This window comes from Leucobacter alluvii, assembly GCF_039530485.1.
GTDB lineage: Bacteria > Actinomycetota > Actinomycetes > Actinomycetales > Microbacteriaceae > Leucobacter > Leucobacter alluvii.
In genome coordinates this window covers 129,991-152,043 of record NZ_BAAAOP010000005.1, presented here as the reverse complement: position 1 = coordinate 152,043, position 22,053 = coordinate 129,991, and the positions used below count along the sequence as shown (strand labels likewise).

At 68.0% G+C, this 22,053-nt stretch carries 21 protein-coding genes; 2 read left to right on the top strand and 19 right to left on the bottom strand.

What is annotated here, in order from left to right; genetic code table 11:
- Nucleotides 1-4: 4 nt before the first annotated feature.
- The 10 genes from fdxA to argC all read right to left on the bottom strand — a co-directional run bounded on the left by fdxA (nt 5) and on the right by argC (nt 11,177).
- Nucleotides 5-325: a ferredoxin gene (gene fdxA / locus ABFX18_RS05255; protein ID WP_053353380.1), complete on the bottom strand. Its 321-nt coding sequence runs from the start codon at nt 323-325 to the stop codon at nt 5-7.
- Between the two features lie 90 nt (nt 326-415).
- A complete protein-coding gene (locus ABFX18_RS05250) occupies nt 416-2,962 on the bottom strand; it encodes a glycoside hydrolase family 65 protein (protein ID WP_336661513.1) in 2,547 nt (848 codons plus the stop codon).
- A complete protein-coding gene (locus tag ABFX18_RS05245; RefSeq protein ID WP_346057636.1) occupies nt 2,959-3,663 on the bottom strand; it encodes an HAD family hydrolase in 705 nt (234 codons plus the stop codon). The genes ABFX18_RS05250 and ABFX18_RS05245 overlap by 4 nt, the downstream gene beginning before the upstream one ends.
- A gap of 21 nt (nt 3,664-3,684) precedes the next feature.
- Nucleotides 3,685-4,620: a carbohydrate ABC transporter permease gene (locus ABFX18_RS05240; RefSeq protein WP_249290665.1), complete on the bottom strand. Its 936-nt coding sequence runs from the start codon at nt 4,618-4,620 to the stop codon at nt 3,685-3,687.
- Nucleotides 4,620-5,966 carry an ABC transporter permease subunit gene (locus ABFX18_RS05235; RefSeq protein ID WP_090147966.1) on the bottom strand — a complete coding sequence of 449 codons (1,347 nt, stop codon included), beginning with the start codon at nt 5,964-5,966 and terminating at the stop codon, nt 4,620-4,622. Before ABFX18_RS05235 ends, ABFX18_RS05240 begins: the two co-directional genes overlap by 1 nt.
- Before the next feature lie 6 nt (nt 5,967-5,972).
- Nucleotides 5,973-7,307: an ABC transporter substrate-binding protein gene (locus ABFX18_RS05230; protein WP_346057635.1), complete on the bottom strand. Its 1,335-nt coding sequence runs from the start codon at nt 7,305-7,307 to the stop codon at nt 5,973-5,975.
- Between the two features lie 147 nt (nt 7,308-7,454).
- A complete protein-coding gene (locus ABFX18_RS05225; RefSeq protein ID WP_346057634.1) occupies nt 7,455-8,015 on the bottom strand; it encodes a prepilin peptidase in 561 nt (186 codons plus the stop codon).
- A gap of 36 nt (nt 8,016-8,051) precedes the next feature.
- Nucleotides 8,052-8,954 (bottom strand): acetylglutamate kinase, encoded by a 903-nt coding sequence (argB, locus tag ABFX18_RS05220; RefSeq protein WP_090147958.1) that lies wholly within the window; start codon nt 8,952-8,954, stop codon nt 8,052-8,054.
- Between the two features lie 7 nt (nt 8,955-8,961).
- Nucleotides 8,962-10,119 carry a bifunctional glutamate N-acetyltransferase/amino-acid acetyltransferase ArgJ gene (gene argJ / locus ABFX18_RS05215; RefSeq protein ID WP_346057633.1) on the bottom strand — a complete coding sequence of 386 codons (1,158 nt, stop codon included), beginning with the start codon at nt 10,117-10,119 and terminating at the stop codon, nt 8,962-8,964.
- Nucleotides 10,116-11,177 carry an N-acetyl-gamma-glutamyl-phosphate reductase gene (gene argC, locus ABFX18_RS05210; RefSeq protein WP_346057632.1) on the bottom strand — a complete coding sequence of 354 codons (1,062 nt, stop codon included), beginning with the start codon at nt 11,175-11,177 and terminating at the stop codon, nt 10,116-10,118. The genes argJ and argC overlap by 4 nt, the downstream gene beginning before the upstream one ends.
- 155 nt (nt 11,178-11,332) lie before the next feature.
- Between argC and ABFX18_RS05205 the strand changes: the two genes are divergently transcribed.
- Nucleotides 11,333-12,184, top strand: a complete 852-nt coding sequence (locus ABFX18_RS05205) for a PhzF family phenazine biosynthesis protein (RefSeq protein ID WP_346057631.1) — start codon at nt 11,333-11,335, stop codon at nt 12,182-12,184.
- Between the two features lie 59 nt (nt 12,185-12,243).
- Here ABFX18_RS05205 and ABFX18_RS05200 read toward each other — a convergent pair whose 3' ends face one another.
- From ABFX18_RS05200 to ABFX18_RS05165, 8 genes are all read right to left on the bottom strand, one after another.
- Nucleotides 12,244-13,020, bottom strand: coding sequence for an enoyl-CoA hydratase (locus ABFX18_RS05200; protein ID WP_200329437.1), 777 nt, complete (start codon nt 13,018-13,020; stop codon nt 12,244-12,246).
- Complete coding sequence (locus tag ABFX18_RS05195) at nt 13,017-14,156, bottom strand: bifunctional 2-methylcitrate synthase/citrate synthase (RefSeq protein ID WP_346057630.1); 1,140 nt, start codon at nt 14,154-14,156, stop codon at nt 13,017-13,019. Before ABFX18_RS05195 ends, ABFX18_RS05200 begins: the two co-directional genes overlap by 4 nt.
- Before the next feature lie 87 nt (nt 14,157-14,243).
- Nucleotides 14,244-15,143, bottom strand: coding sequence for a methylisocitrate lyase (gene prpB, locus ABFX18_RS05190; RefSeq protein ID WP_346057629.1), 900 nt, complete (start codon nt 15,141-15,143; stop codon nt 14,244-14,246).
- Nucleotides 15,143-16,681: an MmgE/PrpD family protein gene (locus ABFX18_RS05185; RefSeq protein ID WP_346057628.1), complete on the bottom strand. Its 1,539-nt coding sequence runs from the start codon at nt 16,679-16,681 to the stop codon at nt 15,143-15,145. The genes prpB and ABFX18_RS05185 overlap by 1 nt, the downstream gene beginning before the upstream one ends.
- Nucleotides 16,678-17,352, bottom strand: a complete 675-nt coding sequence (locus ABFX18_RS05180) for a GntR family transcriptional regulator (RefSeq protein WP_211647991.1) — start codon at nt 17,350-17,352, stop codon at nt 16,678-16,680. The genes ABFX18_RS05185 and ABFX18_RS05180 overlap by 4 nt, the downstream gene beginning before the upstream one ends.
- A 73-nt stretch (nt 17,353-17,425) precedes the next feature.
- Nucleotides 17,426-19,321, bottom strand: coding sequence for a YhgE/Pip family protein (locus tag ABFX18_RS05175; protein WP_090147930.1), 1,896 nt, complete (start codon nt 19,319-19,321; stop codon nt 17,426-17,428).
- Complete coding sequence (locus tag ABFX18_RS05170) at nt 19,318-19,926, bottom strand: P-loop NTPase family protein (protein WP_234037080.1); 609 nt, start codon at nt 19,924-19,926, stop codon at nt 19,318-19,320. The genes ABFX18_RS05175 and ABFX18_RS05170 overlap by 4 nt, the downstream gene beginning before the upstream one ends.
- A 156-nt stretch (nt 19,927-20,082) precedes the next feature.
- Nucleotides 20,083-20,988, bottom strand: a complete 906-nt coding sequence (locus ABFX18_RS05165; RefSeq protein ID WP_346057627.1) for a VOC family protein — start codon at nt 20,986-20,988, stop codon at nt 20,083-20,085.
- A gap of 197 nt (nt 20,989-21,185) precedes the next feature.
- On the opposite strand from ABFX18_RS05165, the gene ABFX18_RS05160 reads away from it, so the two are divergent.
- A complete protein-coding gene (locus ABFX18_RS05160; RefSeq protein WP_346057626.1) occupies nt 21,186-21,617 on the top strand; it encodes a VOC family protein in 432 nt (143 codons plus the stop codon).
- A 30-nt stretch (nt 21,618-21,647) separates the two neighbouring features.
- Here ABFX18_RS05160 and ABFX18_RS05155 read toward each other — a convergent pair whose 3' ends face one another.
- Nucleotides 21,648-22,046 (bottom strand): VOC family protein, encoded by a 399-nt coding sequence (locus ABFX18_RS05155; protein WP_346057625.1) that lies wholly within the window; start codon nt 22,044-22,046, stop codon nt 21,648-21,650.
- Between the last annotated feature and the right edge of the window lie 7 nt (nt 22,047-22,053).

The following is a 22,053-nucleotide window of genomic DNA, read 5'->3' as shown; positions in this document are numbered from 1 at the left end:
GGGTCTACTCGCCCTGCGGCGGCAGCGCTGCGATGATCGGGTGATCGAAATCGTACGCCCCGGTCTTCGCGGCTCCGCCCGGCGAACCGATCTCGTCGAAGAACTCGACGTTGGCCTTGTAGTAGTCGGCCCACTCCTCCGGCAGATCGTCCTCGTAGTAGATCGCCTCGACCGGGCACACCGGTTCGCAGGCTCCGCAGTCGACGCACTCATCCGGGTGGATGTAGAGCGACCGTTCGCCCTCGTAGATGCAGTCGACTGGGCACTCGTCCACGCACGCGCGATCTTTCACGTCGACGCACGGAAGAGCGATCACGTACGTCACGGGAACCGCCTTTCGCTCGGGAGGCGCCGGGGAGACCCGGCTGCTTCCATCCTACTCTCGGGCGCGGGGCGCCTCGTCGGCGCCCCGCGGTCACCCGTCGAACGGTCGCGTGGGAATCGACGTCGTGACCACCGGGACCTCGAAGGAGAGCTCTGGCACCACGCCGGTGTCGCCCTCGCGGGGCAGCATCCCCGCCGACAGGCCCGCGAACGATCCCAGATTCGGCCCCTGGTCCGGCAGTGCGACCTCGACGGGCGCACCCGCGACGATGCGCACATCCTGCTCCCGCACCCGCACCACCACCGGACCTTCGCCCTCGAGGAGTTCGAAACGGATCCGATCGCGCTCCAGGCGCACCTCGAAGCGCTCCCCCCTCCACTCGAGCCGGAACTCGAGAGAGCCCCAGTGATCCGGGAGCCGCGGGTCGAAGGTCAGCTGGCGCCCGACGTCGCGCATGCCGGCGAAGCCCTGGACGAGCATCATCCACACCCCGCCGGTCGACGCGATGTGCACGCCGTCCGCCGCATTGCCGTGGAGGTTGTCGAGATCGACGCGCAGCGCATGATCGAAGTACCGATACGCGAGATCCCGGTACCCGACCTCAGCCGCGATGATCGATTGCACGACCGCCGAGAGCGTCGAGTCGCCGGTGGTGAGGGCGTCGTAGTAGTCGAAGTCGCGACGCTTCTCATCGAGCCCGAACTCATTGCTCGCGAGCAGCAGCGCCAGCACGACATCCGCCTGCTTGAGCACCTGGAAGCGGTAGATCACGAGCGGGTGGAAGTGCAGCAGCAGCGGCTTCTGCTCGGGCGGCGTGGCCGCGAGATCCCAGACCTCGCGATCCAGGAAGTGCGCGTCCTGCGGGTGAATCCCGAGCTCTGGCGAGTACGGAACGGTCATGCCCTCAGCCGCACGCTCCCAGGCATCGATCTCGTCATTGGTCAGCCCGAGGCGGTCGACGAGCACGCCGTAGTCGTTCGGCGCCTCGGCGGCGAGCCTCCGCGTCACCTCGACCGCGAAGCGCAGATTGAATCGTGCCATGACGTTCGTGAAGAGGTTGTCGTTGACGACGGTCGTGTACTCGTCGGGGCCGGTGACGCCGTGGATGTGGAAGCGATCCACCCCCTCGGGATCGCGCCGCCAGAACCCGAGACTCGCCCACAGGCGGGCCGTCTCCACGGCGATATCGGAGGCCCCGGAGAGCACGTATTCGAGATCGCCCGTCGCCGCGACGTAACGCGCGAGCGCGTAGGTGATGTCGGCGTTGATGTGGTACCCGGCAGTGCCGGCCGCATAGTACGCGCTCGCCTCCTCGCCGTTGATCGTGCGCCACGGGAACAGGGCGCCGTCCTCGTTCAGCATCGCGGCCCGCATCCGCGCCTGGGGCAGCATCCGCTGGCGGGCGCGGAGAGCGTTGCGCGCCCAGAGCGGCGACGTGTACGTCAGGAACGGCAGGACGTAGATCTCGGTATCCCAGAAGTAGTGACCGCCGTATCCCGAACCCGTCAGACCCTTCGCCGCGATGCCTCGTCCGTCGGCTCGCGCGGATGCCTGGGCGACCTGGAAGAGGTTCCACCGGATGGCCTGCTGCACCCCGGGATCCGCATCGACGCGCACGTCGCTTCGATCCCAGAACGCTTCGAGGTACGCGCGCTGCTTCTCCCACCTCGCGTCGCGCGGCTCGGCATTCGAGCTGTTCAGCGAGTGGATGCAGCGGTCGATCATCTCGGAGACCACCGCCGTCGAAGAGTAGTGGTAGGCGACCGTCTTGACGAGGTGCACGGTGCGCCCCTGCTGCGCGGTGCCCTGGTAGACGTGGCGCACGCGATCCTGCGACTTGTCGATGCGGTGCCGCCAGTTGCCGTCACCGTCTTCGCTGTCGCCGCCGTCGAAGTGGTGCTCGACCCCGACGCCGAGCGTCATCCGCGAGTCGTGCACGCGGTAGCTGAGCACCGACCGCCCGCCGTCGTGGAGCACCTGGCCCGGGTCGAGGATGCGCTCGGTGAACTGCTCGGCCTGGCGAGGGTCCGAGGTGCCCTTCGCGGGCGTCGGCGTCTCCGTGTTGACCCGGCCCAGATCCTGGCGGTTCACGATGAGGCTGCTGACGGTGAGATCGGCGTCGGCATCCAGCACAGTGATGCGCATCTCGATCGTTGCGAGGTGACGATCCGCGAACGAGACCATGCGGCGAGTATCGACCCGGACCCGCTTGCCCGTCGGAGTGAGCCACAGCAGTGACCGCGTCAGCGTTCCGGCTCTGAGGTCGAGGATCCGCCGCATGTCGAGGATGTCGGAGGACTCCAGGTTGAGCCGCTCGTCATCGACGTAGATCCGGATCGTCTTCGCGTCGGGCACATTCACGATCGTCTGACCGTGCTCCGCGAAACCGTACGCGTTCTCAGCATGCCTGATCTGCCAGGTCTCGTGCAGTCCGTTGAGGAACGTGCCGTGGCTGCCGAGCGGCAGCCCCTCCTCATGGTTGCCTCGCATGCCGAGGTACCCGTTGCCGAGGGAGAAGATCGTCTCGTCCTCCCCCGCGCGCGCCGCGTCAATCTCGCGCACGACGATGCGCCACGGGTCGTCGCCGAAGTCACGGCGCAGTTCTTTCAACGGTCCGTCGAACGACTCGGGGCTCATCCCAGCAACTCCTCAAGATCGGAAACGACGATGTCCGCTCCTCCGGCGAGCAGCGCCTCGCGACCGGCGCCGCGGTCGACGCCGACGACGAGACCGAATCCGCCTGCGCGGCCGGCTGCGACTCCCGACGCTGCGTCTTCGAATACGACGGTGCGCGCCGGGTCGGCTCCGAGCAGCTCGGCGCCGCGCAGGAAGGTATCGGGCGCCGGCTTCCCCGGCAGCCCCTCGCGCGCAGCGACGACGCCGTCGACCACCGCACGGAAGCGGTCGGTCAAACCGGCCGCGCGCAGCACCGGTTCGGCGTTCCGGGAGCTCGAGACCACCGCGAGCGGGGCCCCGCGCTCCGCCAGGTGATCGAGCAAGCGCACCGACCCCGGGTAGGCCGCGATCCCGTCGCGCTCGAGCACCTCGACGAATGCGGCGTTCTTGCGATTGCCAACGCCGCGCACCGAGGTGAAGCCCTCGTCGAGGTCGGCGCCCTGAGGCAGCGCGACCCCGCGTCCGGTGAGCAGCGCTTCGACTCCCGCGAACCGGGGGCGCCCGTCGAGGAACGCGAAGTACTCGCGCCCCTCGTACGGCGCCTCCCCGCGCGACGCGAAGAACGCGTCGAACGTCTCCTGCCAGGCCCGTTTGTGAAGCTCGACGGTAGGCGTGATCACCCCGTCGAGGTCGAAGAGATACGCGTCGTACCGATCGATCACCCGGTAGTTTCCTTCCCGTTGCTACTTTTGCGAGCCGGCCAGGAGCGCCTGCACGAAATACCGCTGGAACGCGAAAAACACTATCAGCGGAACGATCATCGAGAGGAAGGCTCCCGCCGAAAGTACGTCGATATTCGCTCCGAATTGCCTGAGTTGCGATTGGATCGCCACGGTGAGCGGCTGCGAATCGGTATTCGTGAAGATCAACGCCACGAGCATGTCGTTCCACGTCCACAGAAACTGGAAGATGGCGAGCGACGCGATCGCCGGCAGTCCGAGCGGCAGCATGATCTTGAAGAAGATCAACCAGTCGCGCGCGCCGTCGATCCGCGCCGCCTCCAACAACTCCTCCGGCACCTGCGAGAAGAAGTTCCGCAGGAGGAAGATCGCGAACGGGAGACCGAATGCGGTGTGGAAGAGAATCACTCCGACGACGCTTCCGAAGATGCCCATCGCCCCGAAGAGGCGCGCCAGTGGGATCAGCGCGACCTGCAACGGCACGGCGAGCAGCACGATCACCGCGATGAAGAGCCAGTCCCTGCCGGGGAATCGCATCCACGCGAACGCGTACGCCGCGAGCGCGCCGATGATCACGACGAGCAGCGTCGTCGGCACGGCGATGATGATCGTGTTGACGAACGAGCCGGTGATCGTCGGATTCGTGAGGAGATTCCCGTAGTTCTCGAGTGTCAGCTCAGCCGGCTTCGTCAGCACCGTCCACCACCCGCTCGACGCGTTGTCGCCGGCGGTGCGGAACGACGTCAGCAGCAGGCCGATCGTCGGGACGAGCCAGAACACCGCGACGATTACCAGAACGGCATGCACGATACCGCTGCTGGCGACGCGCGCGATCCGCGACCCGAGGCTCTGCTTGCGCCGCTTCACCGGACCATCCGGCTTCGCGCCCGTGCGCCCCTCGGGCCGGACCGCGGCCTCATTGTGCACCTGCGACGTCATCAGCCACGCTCCGCTCTGAATCTGCGTACGTTCACGATCATCGAGGGCAGCACGAGGATCAGGAGCAGGATCGCGAGCGCTGAACCCAGACCCTGGTTGTTGCCGCCGCCGAAGGAGACCGTCCACATCTCGACCGCGATGACGTTCGCCGCCGGTTTCGACGCGCCGGGCGGTATCACGTAGACGAGATCGAAGATCTTCAGCACGTTGATGATCAGCGTCACGAAGACCACGAGGAGTACCGGGGCGAGCAGTGGAGCGGTGATCTTCGAGAAGACCTGCCACTCGTTGGCACCGTCCGTGCGCGCCGCATCCTGCAAGGAGCGGTCCATCGCCGACAGACCCGAGGCGATCATCACCATCGCGAAGCCGGCCCAGATCCAGATGTAGGCCAGGATCACGACGACGTTGATCCACGAGGCGCTGAGCCAGGAGACACCGGCCGCGCCCTCGCCGAAGTTCGACGCGGGCAACGCGATGCGGTACGAACTGCCCGCATCCAGCCCGTCGATCGTGTACGTTCCCCCGGCACCCGTAGTGGCGTACCCGCGGATCGATCCATCGACGTCGACGGCGTCGACGCGCACGCCCTCGAGCCCCGTCTTTCCCGCTTCGAGCTCGCCGTCCGTGCCTCCGCCTCCGCGCACGACATCGAGAAAGACCGTGCCGGAGATCTGCGTGTCACCGGGAGCGCTCGCGGCCCGAGCCTCGCTCGAGCCTTCCGGGAGCGCGCTGCGTTTGACTCCGATGAGCGGGAAATCGACGGTCTCCCCCGCCGTCACCTCCTGGGTCGAGGCGATGATGCCCTGGTCGGCTTCGATCCCGACGCCCTCGCGAGGCTTCGCGCCCGGATAGCTCGCCTGGTCGGTGAAGATGCTCTGCACCCCCGTAATCGCGGCGTTCACGACTCCGAGCTGCGGGCTCTCCTGGAACATGCCGCGGAAGATGACGCCCGCGGCGAGCATCGAGATCGCCATCGGCATGAACACGATGAGCCGGAAGGCGGTCTTCCACCCGATCTTGTCGACGAGCACCGCCAGCAGCAGACCGATGATGGTCACCGTGACGGGAGCAACGATTACCCACACGAGGTTGTTGCGGATAGCCGTGAACGTCGTGTCGTTCGTGAACATCGTGACGTAGTTCTCCCACCCCACGAAGGCGGTGCCGGAGCGGTCGAACAACGATCTGATGACCGTGTAGACGATCGGGTACACCACGAGAGCGCCGAGGGCGAGCAGGGCGGGGCCGAGGAACGACCCCACCAGCAACCACTGGCGCAGACGGCCCCGGTGGCGCACGCTCCCACTGCGAAGCGCGATGGGGACCGTCTGCGTGCGGCTCACTGCCCGCTACCCGTCGTACGCGGCGGCAGCCGCATCTTCGAGTCGCTGCGCGGCTCCGTCGACGTCATCCGGATTCTGGTAGAACGAGATCATCTCCTGCCAGAACCCCTGACCTGGGGTGCCGCCGAACTCGCTGGGCGCGAGATCGGAGAGATCGAAGCGGAGCGTCTCAGCTCCGGTCAGGGCCTCTGCGATCTGACGCGAGATGTCATCCGGGTACAGCGACGTGTCGACGCCGGTGTTGGGCGAGGTGAGTCCGCCGTTCGGCACCCAGACCTCGGCGGCCTCGGGTGATGCGAGGTAGGCCATGAGCGCCGAGGTGGCGGGATCCTCGTCGAACTGCACGGCGACGTCGCCGCCTCCGACCACCGCAGGAGCGGAGTCGTTGATCGCCGGGAAATCGTAGAACAGTGCGTTCTCACCGACGGTCGAGGTGCCGTCTGCCGTGATGTTTCCGGCGACGAAGTCTCCCTCGAAGACCGTGCCGGCTTGGGGGTCGGTGCCGAACACCTCGGTCACGCTGGTCGGGAAGTCCCGCTGATCTCCGCCGGGCTGCACGAGGTCGCTGCCCCACAGCTCGCCCAGCACGGTGAGCGCTTCCTTGACCGAGTCGTCGGTCCAGGGGATCTCGTGGTTGGTGAGCTGGTCGTACTTCTCGGCTCCCGCGGTGCGCAGGTACACGTTCTCGAACCAGTCGGTCAGCGGCCATCCGACGTCGGCCCCCACCGAGATCCCGGCGTATCCCGAGTCGGTGATGAGCTCGAGCTGCTCCATGAAGCCATCCCAGTCCTCCGGCGCCTCAGCACCCGCCTCATCGTAGATGTCGGCGTTGTACCAGACCGTCGACTTGTTGGCGGCTTTGAACCAGACGCCGTAGAGCTGGTCGTCGACCGTGCCGAGATCCACCCAGTCCTGCGAGTAGTTGTCGCTCACGGCCTGCTGCACGTCTTCGTCGACGGGCATGATGTCGCCGTCTTGGGCGAGCGATTCCATGAGCGCGGGCTGGCCCAGCACTGCGACGTTGGGCGGGGAGCCGCCTTCCAACTGGCCGCTGATGTATGTGGGGCCGTTGTCCCCGAAACTGGTGTACGAGACGGAAGCGCCGGTCTGGCGTTCGAACTCGTCGAGCACCGATTCGAAGTTCTTCTGCTCGGCGCCCGACCAGGCCGCCGCGACGGTGAGGGATTCTCCGGCGAACTCGTCGCCGGCCGGGGCGTCGCTGCCGCCGTCGCCGCCGTCGCCTGAGCCTCCGCCAGCGCACGCCGTCAGCAGCAGCGCTGCGGCGGCGAGTCCGGTCGTCGCGCGGGTGATCCGAGACCGCGCGAATCGTGTGGTGTGCATGAGTACTCCATCCAACCGATCCGAAGCCGGAGCGGGCACCTCCCGATCCGAGAAACGCAGCGGCGCGAAGCGCGTCGATGCCTCCAGTGTGAATCTATCGATTCTGGACACCGTTCGAAAGGCCTTGCGCCGTCGTCCCCCCAGGGACTAGATGCACGCGATCGTCGCCCACGCCGAGGCGAACAGGCATGGCGCAAACGGCACGGCCGACGCTTTCTCGAGCGCTCCGGGGCGAGGCCGAGGTCTACGGACGATGCTCCAGATCGCCGCGGCCGCGAACGCGCCGACGACCGTGAGGGTCGCCGCCGTCCAGCCGCCGGTGAACCCGACCGCGGCCCCGACCAGTGGGCTCAACTTGACGTCGCCTCCGCCGATTCCCTGTGGCGACCAGCGCCAGAGAGCCGCGAACACCGCCCCGAAGGCGGCCGCCACCAGTACGGTGTCCCAGATCAGCCGGCCCGCTGCGTCGCTCGCGATGGCGGAGAGTCCGCCCCTGTGGAACCCGTGGACGACCGCGCTCGCCAGGAGCAGCGGGATCGTCGTGCCGGAGGCCAGCACCAGAAGCCGATTCGGCAGCCGTCGCTCCCGGATGTCGATCACCGACAGCAGGGTCGACCACGCCGCGAACAGCGCGAGCCCAGCGATGGCGGAGGCGGAGGCGACGACTGAGGCGGAGGCGAGAACTGAGTACGTTGCTGTCCCGCTCATCGGCACCAGGGCTCCCGCTTCGCCAGGCGCGGCCGGCTAGGGCGTGACTTCCGTTCCGATTCCGCGTTCCGTGAAGATCTCGAGCAGCACCGAATGCGGTTCTCGACCATCGATGATCGCGGCCTTCGAGACGCCGCCCCGCACGGCGTCGAGGCACGCGTGCATCTTCGGGATCATGCCCGACTCCAGGCTCGGCAGCAGCTCTTCGAGTTCACCGGCCGTGATGGAGGAGACGAGGGAATCGCGATCCGGCCAGTCCGCGTACAGCCCGGCGACATCCGTGAGGATGACCAGTTTCTCCGCGCCGAGCGCGCTGGCGAGGGCGCTCGCGGCCGCGTCCGCATTCACGTTGAGCGAGTCGCCCGGCCGGTCGACGTCGGGCGCGATTGAAGAGACCACCGGGATCAGCCCCGCGTCGAGCAGCGCGAGCACCGGTGCCACACGCACATCGATCACGTCGCCGACGAGTCCGAGATCGACGAGTTCGCCGTCCACCTCGATGGGCGGGCGTCGGCGGCCGACGAACAGCCCCGCGTCCTCCCCCGTCGTCCCGGCCGCCAGCGGGCCGTGCGCGTTGATCTGGTCGACGAGTTCCGGGTTCACTTTGCCCGTGAGCACCATGCGCACGACGTCCATCGTCTCCGGCGTTGTCACCCGGTATCCACCGCGGAATTCGCTCTCGATGCCGAGGCGAGCGAGCATCGCGTTGATCTGCGGGCCTCCGCCGTGCACGACCACCGGGCGAATGCCGGTGTGCCTGAGATAGACGACGTCTTCGGCGAACGCCTCCATCAGCCGGTCGTCGATCATCGCGTTTCCCCCGAACTTGATCACCATGATCGCGTCGCGGAACTTCTTCAACCACGGCAGCGAGTCGATGAGCGCTTCGGCGCGAACGGCTGCGTGCTCATGATCGAGCGTCTTGTCAGTCGTGGACATCGATCCCCTAGCTCGAGTAGGCGCTGTTCTCGTGCACGTACTCGTGCGTGAGATCGTTGGTGCGGATGGTAGCGGTGTGGTCGCCGGAGAACAGGTCGATCTCGACGTGCGTACGACGCGGTGTGAGATCGCACTCCTCCACCGGTCGGTCGGGGGCGCCGGCGTGGCACAGCCGCACCCCGTTGAACGCGACATCGACCTCATACGGGTCGAACGTCGCTCGAGTCGTGCCGATCGCTGCCAGCACTCGACCCCAATTCGGGTCGTTGCCGAAAATCGCAGCCTTGAACAGGTTGTTGCGGGCGACGGATCGCCCCACTTCGACGGCCTCGGCGACCGAAACCGCGCCTCGCACCTCGATGTCGATGTCATGGCTCGAGCCCTCGGCATCGGCCTGCAGCTGAGCCGCAAGGCTGTCGCACACCGCCGCGAGCGCCGACGCGAACTCCGCCTCGTCGGGCGAGATGCCCGAGGCGCCGCTCGCGAGCAGCGTCACCTGATCATTCGTCGACATGCACCCGTCGGAGTCGAGCCGGTCGAAACTGGCAGCGGTCGCGTCCCGCAGCGCGCGATCCAGAGCGCCGTCATCCAGTCGCGCGTCGGTCGTGATGACGACGAGCATGGTCGCGAGCCCGGGCGCCAGCATGCCTGCACCCTTCGCCATCGCTCCGATCGTCCACCCGTCGGCGCGATGCACGGCGGTCTTCTCGACGGAGTCGGTCGTGAGGATCGCGCTCGCCGCAGTCGCATCGTCATCGGTGAGCGCGGCGGCGAGCGCCGGCACGTTCTCCACGATCTTGTCGCGGAACGCCTGGTCGCCCGTGCCGATGAGGCCGGTGGAGCAGACGAGGATTCGCTCGGCCTCGTGCTCCCCGATCTCGTGCGCGACGGCCTCGGCGGTCAGGCGCGTCGTGTCGTACCCGAAGTCGCCCGTGAAGCAGTTCGCGCCGCCCGAGTTCAGCACGACGGCGCGCGCCGGGCCTCCGGCGATCGCCGTGCGACTCCAGATGATGGGGTTCGCCCGGGCGCGGTTGGACGTGAACACGGCAGCGCTCGCGCGCACCGGTCCATCATTGACGACCAGAGCGAGATCAGGTTTTCCCGTGCTCTTGAGTCCGACGGCGATGCCTGCTGAGCGGAATCCTCGGGGTGCGGTCACGGTCACGGTGCGACTCCATTCACGGAAAGTCCGGTGCGCTCGGGGAGGCCGAGCGCGATGTTCGCCGACTGGATCGCCGCTCCGGCCGTGCCCTTCGCGAGGTTGTCGAGCGCGGCGACGATGACGACGCGACCGGCGGCCTCGTCGACGACCACGCTCATCAGGCACGTGTTGGCGCCGAGGGTGTCAGCGGTGCGCGGCAGCGCCCCGTCGGGGAGCAGCTGCACGAAGGTCTCATCCGCGTACGCGCGCTCCCATGCCGCCCGCACCTCGGCCGTCGAGACTCCGGGAGCGAGGCGTGCGGTCGTGGTGGCGAGGATGCCGCGGCTCATCGGTACGAGGACCGGCGTGAAGCTGATGGTCGGCTCATCGCGCGCGCCAGCAGCCCGCAGCGCCTGCCGGATCTCGGGGATGTGCCGGTGCGAACCGCCGACGGCGTAGGGATTCGCCGTTCCCATGAGCTCGGCTCCGAGCAGATGGGTCTTCGCGGCCCTCCCCGCACCAGAGGGGCCGACCGCGAGGACCGACACGATGTCGCGCGCCTCGATCACGCCGGAGGCGATGCCAGGAGCGAGCGACAGCGCGACGGTCGAGGCGTTGCACCCGGGCGCCGCGATCCTCGTCGCTCCGACCAGCGCATCGCGCTGGCGTTCGACTGCGCCGCCCTCCCCCGCCACGATGAGCTCGGGAACACCGTACGTCCAGGCTTCGTGATGGTCGCCGCCGTAGAACGCCTCCCAGTCGGCGGCACTCGTGAGGCGATGGTCGGCACCGCAGTCGACGACGAGCCGCACGTGCTCGAGCTGCTCGGTGAGTGCTCCCGATGCGCCGTGGGGCAGGGCGAAGAAAACGATGTCGTGGCCGTCGAGCGCCTCGGGCGTCGTCGGCTGCAACGTGAGGTGGGCGAGGGAGCGCAGGTGCGGTTGCGACTGCACGAGCGGTTGACCCGCGGTCGAGTGCCCGGTGACGGTGCGGATCTCGAATTCGGGGTGCCCGCTGAGCAGACGGAGCAGCTCGCCCCCCGCGTACCCGCTGGCTCCCGCAACAGCGACGCTGAATGTCATCGTCTCCCTCTCCCGCGGGCGCTCCGCACGCGTCCTCCTATTCAACCACTCGGCACGGGCACGCGTTCGCCAGGGCAGCATCAAACGTCACAACCTGGGGATTGCGGCGAGTTAGGATCGACTGTGAGCGAGCGGACTGCGAAGGAGAACACGCGATGACGCACGCGTCGAAGCACGCGGTGCAGGTGGTGCATGTGTTCTCCGACGGACCCGGCGGCGGGAATCCGGCGCCGATCGTGCTCGATGCGAGCGGGATGTCGCCGCTCGAGATGCAGCGGATCGCCCAGCAGTACGGCCATGAGAGCGGGTTCGTCGTCGCCGCGCGGGAGCACGAAGACGTCGACTATCACGTCACCTTCTGGACGCCCCTTCACGAGATGTCGATGTGCGGGCACGTCACCGTGGGAGCCGTGTGGCTGCTGCACCGTCTCGGACAGCTCGATGCTCCGACTGTGCGCATCGGCACGGCGAGCGGCGTCGTCGAAGCGCGCGTAGATGCCACCGGTGCGGTCGAAGTCGCCCAGCCGGCGGGAACCATCGAGGCGGTCTCATCCGACGTGGCGACCTCGATCATCGATGTGCTCGGCATTGCGGAGGACCAGCTCGCGCCACTGCCGATCCGCAATGCGACGACGAGTCGGACCAAGACGCTCGTCCCCCTCGTCTCGACCGACGTCCTCGACGGACTGACGCCTGACCTGGAGCGCATCGAGGCCGTCTGCGCGCTCGCCGAGTCGACCGGTCTCTATCCTTACGCCGTAACCGATACCACCGGCCTCGTCTTCGACGCCCGGCAGTTCCCGCGCTCCTCAGGCTACCCGGAGGACGCGGCGACCGGCGTCGCCGCCGCTGCGCTCGTCACCGGTCTCGTAGCCGATGGATTGGTGGACCCGACGGCTGCGCGCGCGATCCGGGTGCGGCAGGGGCGCGCGATGGGCAGGCCGTCCGAGATCTCGATTCGCACGCGTGCGAGCGGCGGCGTCTGGCTCGGGGGCCGCGTGCGCTGACCGCGGCCACCGCCTCGCCAGGAATCGTGCTCCCCCAGGCCGAGCGCGCCTCGCCCGGCCTACCGGTGCCGGAAATCGGGCGTGCGCTTCTCGGCGAAGGCGCGCATGCCCTCCTTCTGGTCGGCGGTCGCGAACGCCGCGGCGAAGGCCTGCCGCTCGAAACGCAGCCCTTCGGCGAGCGGCATCTCCTGGGCGGCCTGCAGTGCGTCCTTCGCGGCGTACACCGCTGGAAGCGACTTCGACGCGATGGCTTCGGCGACCTTGGCGGCTTCAGCGAGCAGCTCGTCCGCCGGCACGACGCGCGAGACGAGGCCGGAGCGCTCCGCCTCCTCGGCATCCATCATGCGTCCGGTGAGCACGAGGTCCGCCGCCTTGGCCTTGCCGATGGCCCGCGGCAGTCGCTGGGATCCGCCGAAGCCCGGCAGGATCCCGAGCGTGATCTCGGGCTGGCCGAATTTCGCGGTGTCGGCGGCCAGGATGATGTCGCACATCATCGCGAGCTCGCATCCCCCGCCGAGCGCGAAGCCGCCCACCGCAGCGATCAACGGCGTGCGCGTGCGTTCGAAACCGCCCCAGCCCGGGAACGGCCCGTCGAGGTACATGTCGGCGTAGCCGAGCTCCGCCATCTCCTTGATGTCGGCTCCCGCGGCGAACGCCTTCGCCGACCCCGTGAGCACGATCGCTCCGATCCCCGGGTCGTCATCGAACCCCTGGACGGCATCGATGAGCTCGCGCACGAGCGTCCCGTTCAACGCGTTGAGCGCCTCCGGGCGGTTGAGAGTGATGGTCGCGACGCGTCCCTGCGTCTCGGCGATGATCGTCGTGTAGTCGCTCATGGCGTCAAGTCTGCCACGTGGCGCTCATCAGGGCCGTCGTACGCCGACAACGGCCGGATCAGGGCGTTCGACGCGGCCTGTTCCATGACGTGCGCCGTCCATCCCGTGACACGGGACGCGATGAAGAGCGGTGTGAACATCGGGGTGTCGAAGCCGATGAGGTGATAGGCCGGTCCGGAGGGATAGTCGAGATTGGGATGAATCCCCTTGCGCTCCATGAACTCTCGCTCGAGGGCGTCGGAGAGATCGGCGAGATCGCGACGGTCGTAGTGGGCCACGAGCGCGTCGAGCGCGGCGCGCATCGTGGGCACGCGAGAGTCGCCGTTCTTGTAGACGCGGTGCCCGAAGCCCATGATCTTGCGCTTCTCGGCGAGCGCCGCATCGAGCCACGGCACCACGCGCTCCGCCGAGCCGATCTCGTCGAACACATGCATCACCGCCTCGTTGGCCCCGCCGTGCAGCGGGCCCTTGAGCGCTCCGATGGCCCCGACGACCGCCGAGTACAGGTCGGAGAGCGTCGAGGTGATCACGCGAGCGGTGAAGGTCGAGGCGTTGAACGAGTGCTCGGCGTAGAGGACCATCGAGCGGTTGAACGCGTCGATGACACTCTCGTCGGGATCCTCGCCGAACGTCATCCAGAGGAAGTTCGCCGCGTAATCGAGATCATCGCGCGGTTCCACGAGCTCTTCGCCGCGTCGGCGCCGTTGCCCGTAGGCGACGATCGCGGGGAGCGCCGCGAACAGGCGCACGGATCGCGCCAGATTCTCCTCGGCGCTGCCCGTCGCGTCGAGCACCGACCCTGACCCAGCGAGATCGATCGCGCCCAGGGCGCTCACCGCGGTGCGCACCTCGTCCATCGGGTGGGCATCGTGCGGGAGGAGATCGATCGCGGCACGCACGGAGTCAGCGAGCGCTCGGTGCTCGCGCTCGGTGCGTCGCAGGTGCTCCAGATCGTCGGAGGTGGGCAGCTCTCCGTGCCAGAGCAGGTATGCGACGGCCTCGAAGGGCTGCGTCTCGGCGAGCTCCTGCACGGGGTATCCCCGGTAGAGCAGGCTGTTCGTCTCGGGGTTGACCTTCGAGATCGCCGTCGTGTCGACGACGACTCCCGCGAGGCCCTTCTTGATCTCCTGCTCCATGTGCTGCGCTCCTTTGCGATGAACTGCGGTGGTGTACTGGCTGCGGCGACGGCGTGCCGCCTGCGGTGGTGGTGGGCTCCGGCCGCGTTACCGCTCGACCGAGAAGTTGAACACGCTCGTGTCGAAGCGGTTGTAGTCCTCGTAGTCGACGAGCTCGTAGAGGTCGGCACGGTGCTGCATCTCGTCGAGCTTGCCGGTGAGATGCCCGACGTCGTTCAGCTCATCGAGCGCTCGCTCGGTCGCACCCATCGCGATCCGCAGCATCGACACCGGCCAGATCACGATGTTCACCCCGACATCGGCGAGCTGCTGCGAGGAGAAGAGGTCGCTCTTGCCGAACTCGGTCATGTTCGCGAGAATCGGCACGTCGAGGGCCGCGCGCATCGCGGCGAACTCCTCGAGCGTGCGCATCGCCTCGGGAAAGATCGCGTCGGCTCCCGCGTCGACGAAGGCCCTCGCACGATCGAGCGCGGCATCGAGCCCGTCGACGGCTCGGATGTCGGTGCGCGCCATGATGAGGAAGTTCGGATCGCGCCGCGCATCGGCCGCTGCCCTGATGCGCTTGACCGCCGTTCCCTCATCGACCACGGCTTTGCCATCGAGGTGCCCGCAGCGCTTCGGGTTGATCTGATCCTCGATGTGCGCACCCGCGAGGCCCGCGTCCTCGAGCGTCTGAATGGTGCGCGCCACGTTCATCGGCTCGCCGAACCCGGTGTCTGCGTCGACGATCGCCGGAAGCTCGGTCATGCGCGCGATCTGCTGCGCGCGCCCCGCCACCTCGGTGAGCGTCGTGAGCCCGATGTCGGGAAGGCCGAGGTCGACGGAGAGCACCGCGCCCGAGATGTACACGCCGTCGAAGCCCTTGCGTTCGATGAGGCGGGCCGAGAGGGGGTTGAACGCTCCGGGAAAGCGCAGCAGCTCGCCGCTGGCGAGGCGCTCGCGAAAGAGGCGCCGCTTCTCGTGGGCCGGGGTCTGGGCGTACAGCATCAGAAGAGTCCCTTCGGTGCGGCGTCGAGTTCGATGAGGCCGCGTCGCGCGGTGATATTGATCTCACGCACCTCGTCGGCCGTGAGCTCGGGCAGCCGCTGCACGAGTTCGAGGAACCGCTCGATCTCGGCCGGTTCGAGCACCGGCGCCGCGAGCAACCGGAATTTCGCGATGTAGTGTTCGCGCGCGAAGGGGCGAGCACCGAGCGGGTGCGCGTCGGCAACGGCGATCTCCTCGACGATGGTGCGGCCGTCGACGAGCTCGATCTCGACGCGTCCGCCGAACGCCTTCTCATCGGGATCCTCGGAGTGGTACCGGCGCGTCCACTCCGCGTCTTCGGCGGTGATGACCTTCTGCCACAGCGCGACGGTGTCGGCGCGGCCCGCGCGCTCGGGAGTGTAGGAGTCGACGTGGTGCCAGCCGCCGTCTTGCAGGGCGACGGTGAAGATGTACGGGATCGAGTGGTCGAGGGTCTCGCGCGACGCCGTGGGATCGTACTTCTGCGGATCGTTCGCACCCGACCCGATCACGTGATGCGTGTGATGGCTCGAGTGGAGCACCACGCGAGCGATGTTCTCCGGGTCCCCGAGCTCGGGATGCGCGCCGTGCAGCCGGCGGGCGAGGTCGATCCACGCCTGCGCCTGGTACTCGGCCGAGTGCTCCTTCGTGTAGCTGTCGAGGATCGCGCGCTTCGCTTCTCCTGCGGCGGGCAGCGGCACCTCGTACGCCGCGGTCTGCCCGTCGAGCATCCAAGCGATGACGCCGTCCTCCCCCTCGTAGATGGGGGCTGGCGATGTCTGCCCGCGCATCGCCCGGTCGACCGCCTCGACGGCCATCTTGCCCGCGAACGCCGGTGCGTGCGCCTTCCAGGTCGAGATCTCGCCCTTCCGGCTCTGACGCGTAGCGGTCGTGGTGTGCAGAGCCTGCGCCACGGCCTGCGAGATCGTGGCGACGTCGAGCCCGAGCAGCGTGCCGATGCCCGCTGCGGCCGACGGGCCGAGGTGCGCGACGTGATCGATCTTGTGCCGGTGCAGGCAGATCGCGCGAACGAGATCCATCTGGATCTCGTACCCCGTCGCGATACCGCGCACGAGCGCCCGCCCGTCGGCACGCACGTGCTGCGCGACCGCGAGGATCGGCGGAATGTTGTCTCCCGGGTGCGAGTACTCTGCCGCCAGGAACGTGTCGTGGTAGTCGAGCTCGCGCACGGCGACGCCGTTCGCCCAGGCGGCCCACTCGGGGCTCGACAGGATGTCGAACGGCGATCTTGACGGCAGCCCGAAGATCGTGCTGCCCGCACCGCCGTGCGAGACCGGGTGCGCGAGCGCCTGCGCCCGTGCCGCGACGATCGGCGCGCGCGTGAGCGATGCCGCGGCCACTGATGCGTTGTCGATGATGCGGTTGATGATCATGTCGACCACGTCGGCTTCGACCTCGACCGCGTCTGCGGCGACTTCGGCGATCTTCCAGGCGAGCTGCTGCTCGCGGGGCAGCGATTCTTCACTGCGGTGCACACGGACGTGGTGGGTGACGGTCATGCTGTGGCTCTCTCTTCCGAGTCTGCGATGGAGGTCAGGATCGACGCGAGCGCGCGATGCAGGTGGACGTGCGTGGCGTGCGCCGCGAGCTCGGGGTCGCCGTCTGCGATCGCCCTGGCGATGAGGGCGTGTTCGGCGACCGAGGCGCGGAGGCGGGCGTGGTGGTCTCTCGCCAGCCCGCGGGCGCGGGCGAGGTGCGTGCGCACGGGGCGGAGCGCCTGAACCAGGTAGGCATTGGCCACTGCGGCATCGATGGCCGCATCGAACCGGGCGATGAGGGCGTAGTAGTCATCGGCGCTCGAGGTGCCGGCGTCGGGGTGCGCTGCTTCGAATGCGGCCGCGATCTCCGCGAACACGGTCGGGTCTCCGCGGACGGCCGCGAGGCGGGCTGCTGTCTCTTCGAGCGCGCGGCGCGTCTCGAAGAGGGCGCGCACATCGGCTGCGTCGAAGCCCGACACCGTGATCACGCGGGCCGACTGCTGCGTGAGGAGACCGTCTGCGATCAAACGCCCGATGGCTTCTCGCATGGGAGTCCGACTGACGCCCCACCGCTGCGACTGCTCCACTTCGCCGATGACGGTGCCCGGCCGCAGCGCACCGGTCTGGATCTGCTCGAGCAGCGCGCGGTAGACGCGATCGCTCGTGCGCTCCCCGCTCGTTCCCGTAACCATAGCCCCAACGTATACACCAGAGCCGGTGAGCGCAAGGTTCACCCGTGATCCAGCCCCGTGTGTATACGCTGGCCTACCCGATGAGGCTCGGCTGCAGATCCTTCAGAGTGCGCGATCGCATCGTCTTCGCAACGCCCAGCGCCGCGACGAGCACCGCGATCACCAGCACGAGCGCGAGCTTCACCGCCTCGCTCGCGGCATCGGCGAGGTCGCCCCCGTACATCAGCTGTCGCAACCCGTCGACCGCGAACGACATCGGCAGGTAATGATGCAGAGTCGCGAGCGACGGTGGGAGCGTCTGCCAGGGGAAGGTGCCGCCGGCGGTGACGAGTTGCACCACCATGAGCACGAGCCCCAGGAACTGGCCGACGCTCCCCAGCCAGACGTTCAACGCCAGGATGATGGCTGCGAAGGTCGCCGACGCGAGCGCGATCGTCCCGTAGGCGGCGACCGGGTGCGAGAAGTCGAACCGGAGTGCGAAGGCGACGATCGCGAAGAGCGCGAGCATCTGCGTGGCTCCCAGCAGTGCGGGTGTCGCCCAACCGGCGAGGGTGACCCTCAGTGGCGTGTGCAGCGCGGTCACCGCGCGCCGCGAGACCGGCTTCAGAATGAGGAAGAGCGCGTAGATGCCGATCCACGCTGCCAGGCTCATGAAGAACGGTGCGAGGCCGGCTCCGTAGCTGCCAGCCGAGGTGACCCGGCTCGTCTGCACGTCGACCGGGCTCGCGATGTTCGAGGCCTGATCCGCTCGCAAGTCGTCGGAGCTGTCGGGCAGCGCATCGACGCCCTCCGCGAGCGCGTCGCGCAGCTGCCCCGCACCGTTCGTCAGGTCTCCGAGCCCGCTCTGCAGCTCTCCCGAGCCCTCGACGAGCTGCGCGAGCCCGTCATCGAGCGCGACCGAGCCGTCCGCCGCTGTCGCGATGCCGTTCGTCAGTTGGGGCGTCGCGTCGGCGAGCTGCCGTGAGCCGTCCGCGACCTGCTGCGCACCACCGGCGAGCGTGTCGAGTTGGGCACTGGCCCCCTGCACCTGCGCGTTGACGCTGGTGAGGTCACCGCCGACGCGATCCATCGCGCCGCTCACTCGGTCGATCACGGCCGGATCGACGTTCGCGTTCGCGAGATCCTGCAGCACCGCGGCTCGGTCCGCGGCCAGCGCATCGATCGCGCGCTGACTGACGTCCGCGGCTTCTCTGCCGTACTGGGCGACGGTCGCATTGCCAGCGGCGACCTGCGCGGCTCCGCCGGCGAGCGTCTCCGTGCTCTGCGGAAGCGACGCGGTCGCATCGCGCAGCTGCGAGAGACCGCTCGCCAGCCGACCCGACCCTTCCGCCGCCGTCTGCGTACCAGCGTGCAGCTCCCCCGCACCATCGCGGGCGGTCGCAGCCCCGTCGGTCAGCTCGCTCGCACCATCGGTCGCCTCGATGAGCGATCCGCGCACCTGAGCGATGCCGTCGAGAAGCGAACGCGCCGCTTCACGGTTCACCGACTGCACGATCTGCTTCTGGATGCGCTGCACCGCCTGCTCGCCGATCGTCGTCGCGAGGTAACTGTTCGCGTCGTTCGTGGTGAGCACCACGTCGGCCCGATGCGGGTCGTCCGTCTGCGACGATTGCAACGCCTCGGAGAAGTCCTTCGGCAACGTCACGGTGAAGTCGTAGACCCCGTTCGCGACGCCGCGCTCCGCATCCTTCGCACTGACACGATGCCAGTCGAAACTGCCGTCATCGATGAGATTCTGCGCGACTTCGTCCCCGATGACCCGCGTGCTCTCGCCCTCTGCGACGCCTGCATCGGACACCACGAGCGCTACGGGAACCTGGTCGAGCCTGGCGTACGGATCCTGGTTCGCCCAGAGATAGAGTCCGCCGTAGAGCAGCGGCACGCACATCAGGGCAGCGAAGGCGAGGCGCGCCATCTTGGTCGCCCAGAGGCGAGCGAACTCGGCCCGAATCATCTGCGGGATCTTCATGCCTGTTCCTCCACTGCTGCTGCGGCGTCGGCCGCGTCCGCATGGTCATGCAGCGGCATGACTTCGCCGGTTCCCCACCCTGCCGGATGCGCCGAGATCGCCGCGCGCGCCGCGCGACCCGCGATGACCAGCACCGCGGCTCCGTCCTCCGCCAGCTCGCACGCGATGCGCCACCAGTCCTCCGGCGCGCCGCCGTGGCGATCCGGCGAGACGAGCACGAGCCCTTCGACCTCCGGGCGCTGCAGCGCCAATTCGCAGAGCGCGCGCACCCGGGCATCAGGGGCGAGATCGCCGATCGGCAACCGTGCATGCTCGCGCAGGCCCAAGCGCTCGAGTTCGTGCCGCACCGCGATCGGCCCGCCGAATCTCCCCGCGAACATCAGCTCTTCTGCGACGACGTCGGAGAGCAGCACGTCGCCGTGCGGTTCGCTCACATCGGGGGCATCGACGAGAGCGAGTCTGCGCCGGAGTGCTTTGGCGTCGGGAGTGCCGTCGATCGAGACCTCCCCGGAGTCGGGCTTCATCCGGCCAGAGACGATGAGGCCGAGCACGGTCGGTCGCTGCGCCGTCTCGGCTTCGACGAACACCGCAGTGCCAGAGCTCATCGACACATCGATCGGCGGGAGCGCCCGCCCGCCCGGTCCTTTACTGACCGCCGTCGCCCGCACCCGCATGAGTTCGTCCCCGCCCTACTCGATCCAACCCTGCGAGTGTAGTCCTCCTCTCACTGAACGCCGGGGCCGGTGAACGGGCGTTCGGGATCACAGGTCGTCGATGACGATTTTGTGCATGCCGAGCATGTGCTCGAACGCGTTCGGCCGCTCCATGAGCTCACCCATGTTGGCCGGGACGATCTGCCAGCTCACGCCGAACTCGTCGGCCAACCACCCGCACTGCTCGGCTTCCGGCACCGCCGACAGGGCCTCCCACAGGCGATCGATCTCGACCTGGTCGGCGCAGTGCACCTCGAGCGATACGCCGCACGTGAAGGAGAAATCCTGCTCCACACCCGAGTCTATCACCGCGAAGAGCTGATCCCGGATGCGGAAATCGCTGTACATCAGGGCCTCGGCGGTTGCGGGCCCGGTGGGCTCGCCGTAGGGGAACGATCCGATCAGCGCCGCGTCATCGAACACCTCGATGTAGCGGTCGCGTGCTTCTGCATCCCGATTCTGGGCGGCTCCCCCGAACATGAGGGAGGGCATGACGAATGCTGCCTCAGCATCGATCTCGTCGTTGACGCTGAGCTGCCAGCTCATGCCGTAACGATCCTGCACCCACCCGTAGGAGGGGCTGAAGGGATACTCGTCCAGAGGCATGAGCACCGTCCCTCCCTGCAGCAGACCGTTCCACACCCGATCGAGCGCCGCGCGCGCGAGCTTCGGGCCGCCGAACCGCGCATCGCCGAACATCAGGAACATCGAGATCGATGGATTCGGGAAGAACTCCTCGCCCGCGTTGATCAGCGTGAGCCGATACCCCGCGAGGTTCACCGCCACGGTCAACGGCTCGCCGGCGAACGGCGCTTGAAAGTCGAGCAGGCCCGTCTGCGGGTACCGCGACTCGACCTCGGTGGTCGTGTCGGGGAAGACGTCCGCATAGAACCGACCGACCTCCTCTGCGTTCCGCTGGCACCAGATGTTGGGCACGATGTACTGGTCGGTCATGACTGCTCCTCTCGCCGGTGAGCTCGGCAGCACTGCCGGGTCCAGTGGTCGCTCGGGCGCCGGCACGGCGCGCCCGCTCTCAGTATCCGTCGCCCTCACTCGCGCGACAAGAGTCAGGTCGATGACTTTTCACTCCGGCCGGTGCACAATGTCAGCAGAGGGGCCGGTCGCAGCCCCGCGAGCTCCGAGGAGTCCTCATGTCGATCAGCTTGAACCCCTACCTCAACTTCCACGGCAACGCCCGGCAAGCGCTCGAGTTCTACCACTCGGTGCTCGGCGGTGAGATCCGCCTCATGCAGTACGACTCCGTACCCGGCATGATGGGCGAACCCGCCGAATCGGAGAAGATCATGCACGGGCAGATCGACACGCAAGACGGTCTCACGATCATGGCCGCCGACTACCCGGCCTCCATGGCCGAGGCGCCGGACGCTGCATCGCTCGGGCACTCCGTGTGCGTCTCCGGCGACGACGCCGAACGCATCCGGGCGCTCTGGGAGGGCATGTCGAACGGCGCCCAGATCCGTGAGCCGTTCGAGACCGCGCCCTGGGGAGACACCTTCGGCATGCTCGCCGATCGATTCGGTGTGCCCTGGATGTTCAGTCTCGCGCCCTCGAGCCGGGGGTGACGCGCCCGATCCACTGCGCGACGAGCTCGTCTACGCCCCTTCGTAGCCGATCAGCCACCGTACTCCGTACTGATCGACCAGCTGTCCGTCGCTCGCGCCCCAGGCGCGGCGCTCCAGCGGAAGCAGGATGCGGCCGGAATCGGCGAGCGCCTCGAACCACCGGTGCAGCGTCGATGGAGCCGCTGCTCCGAGCAGGGAGAAGAACATTCCTCCGATGTGCACCGCGTCTTCGTCAGCACCGGCGTCAGCCCCGTAGATCGCCACCGGCCCGACGAGCGTGCCGTGCGCGACGGCGTCGTCCGGTCCGTCGACGCGCCCGAAGTCGGCGAAGGTTCGCATCTCCAGCGCACCCCCGAACACGGATCGGTAGAACTCGAGCGCTTCGCCAGCGTTACCGGGAAACAGGAGGTACGGCGTGATTCCAGTCATCGGTCCT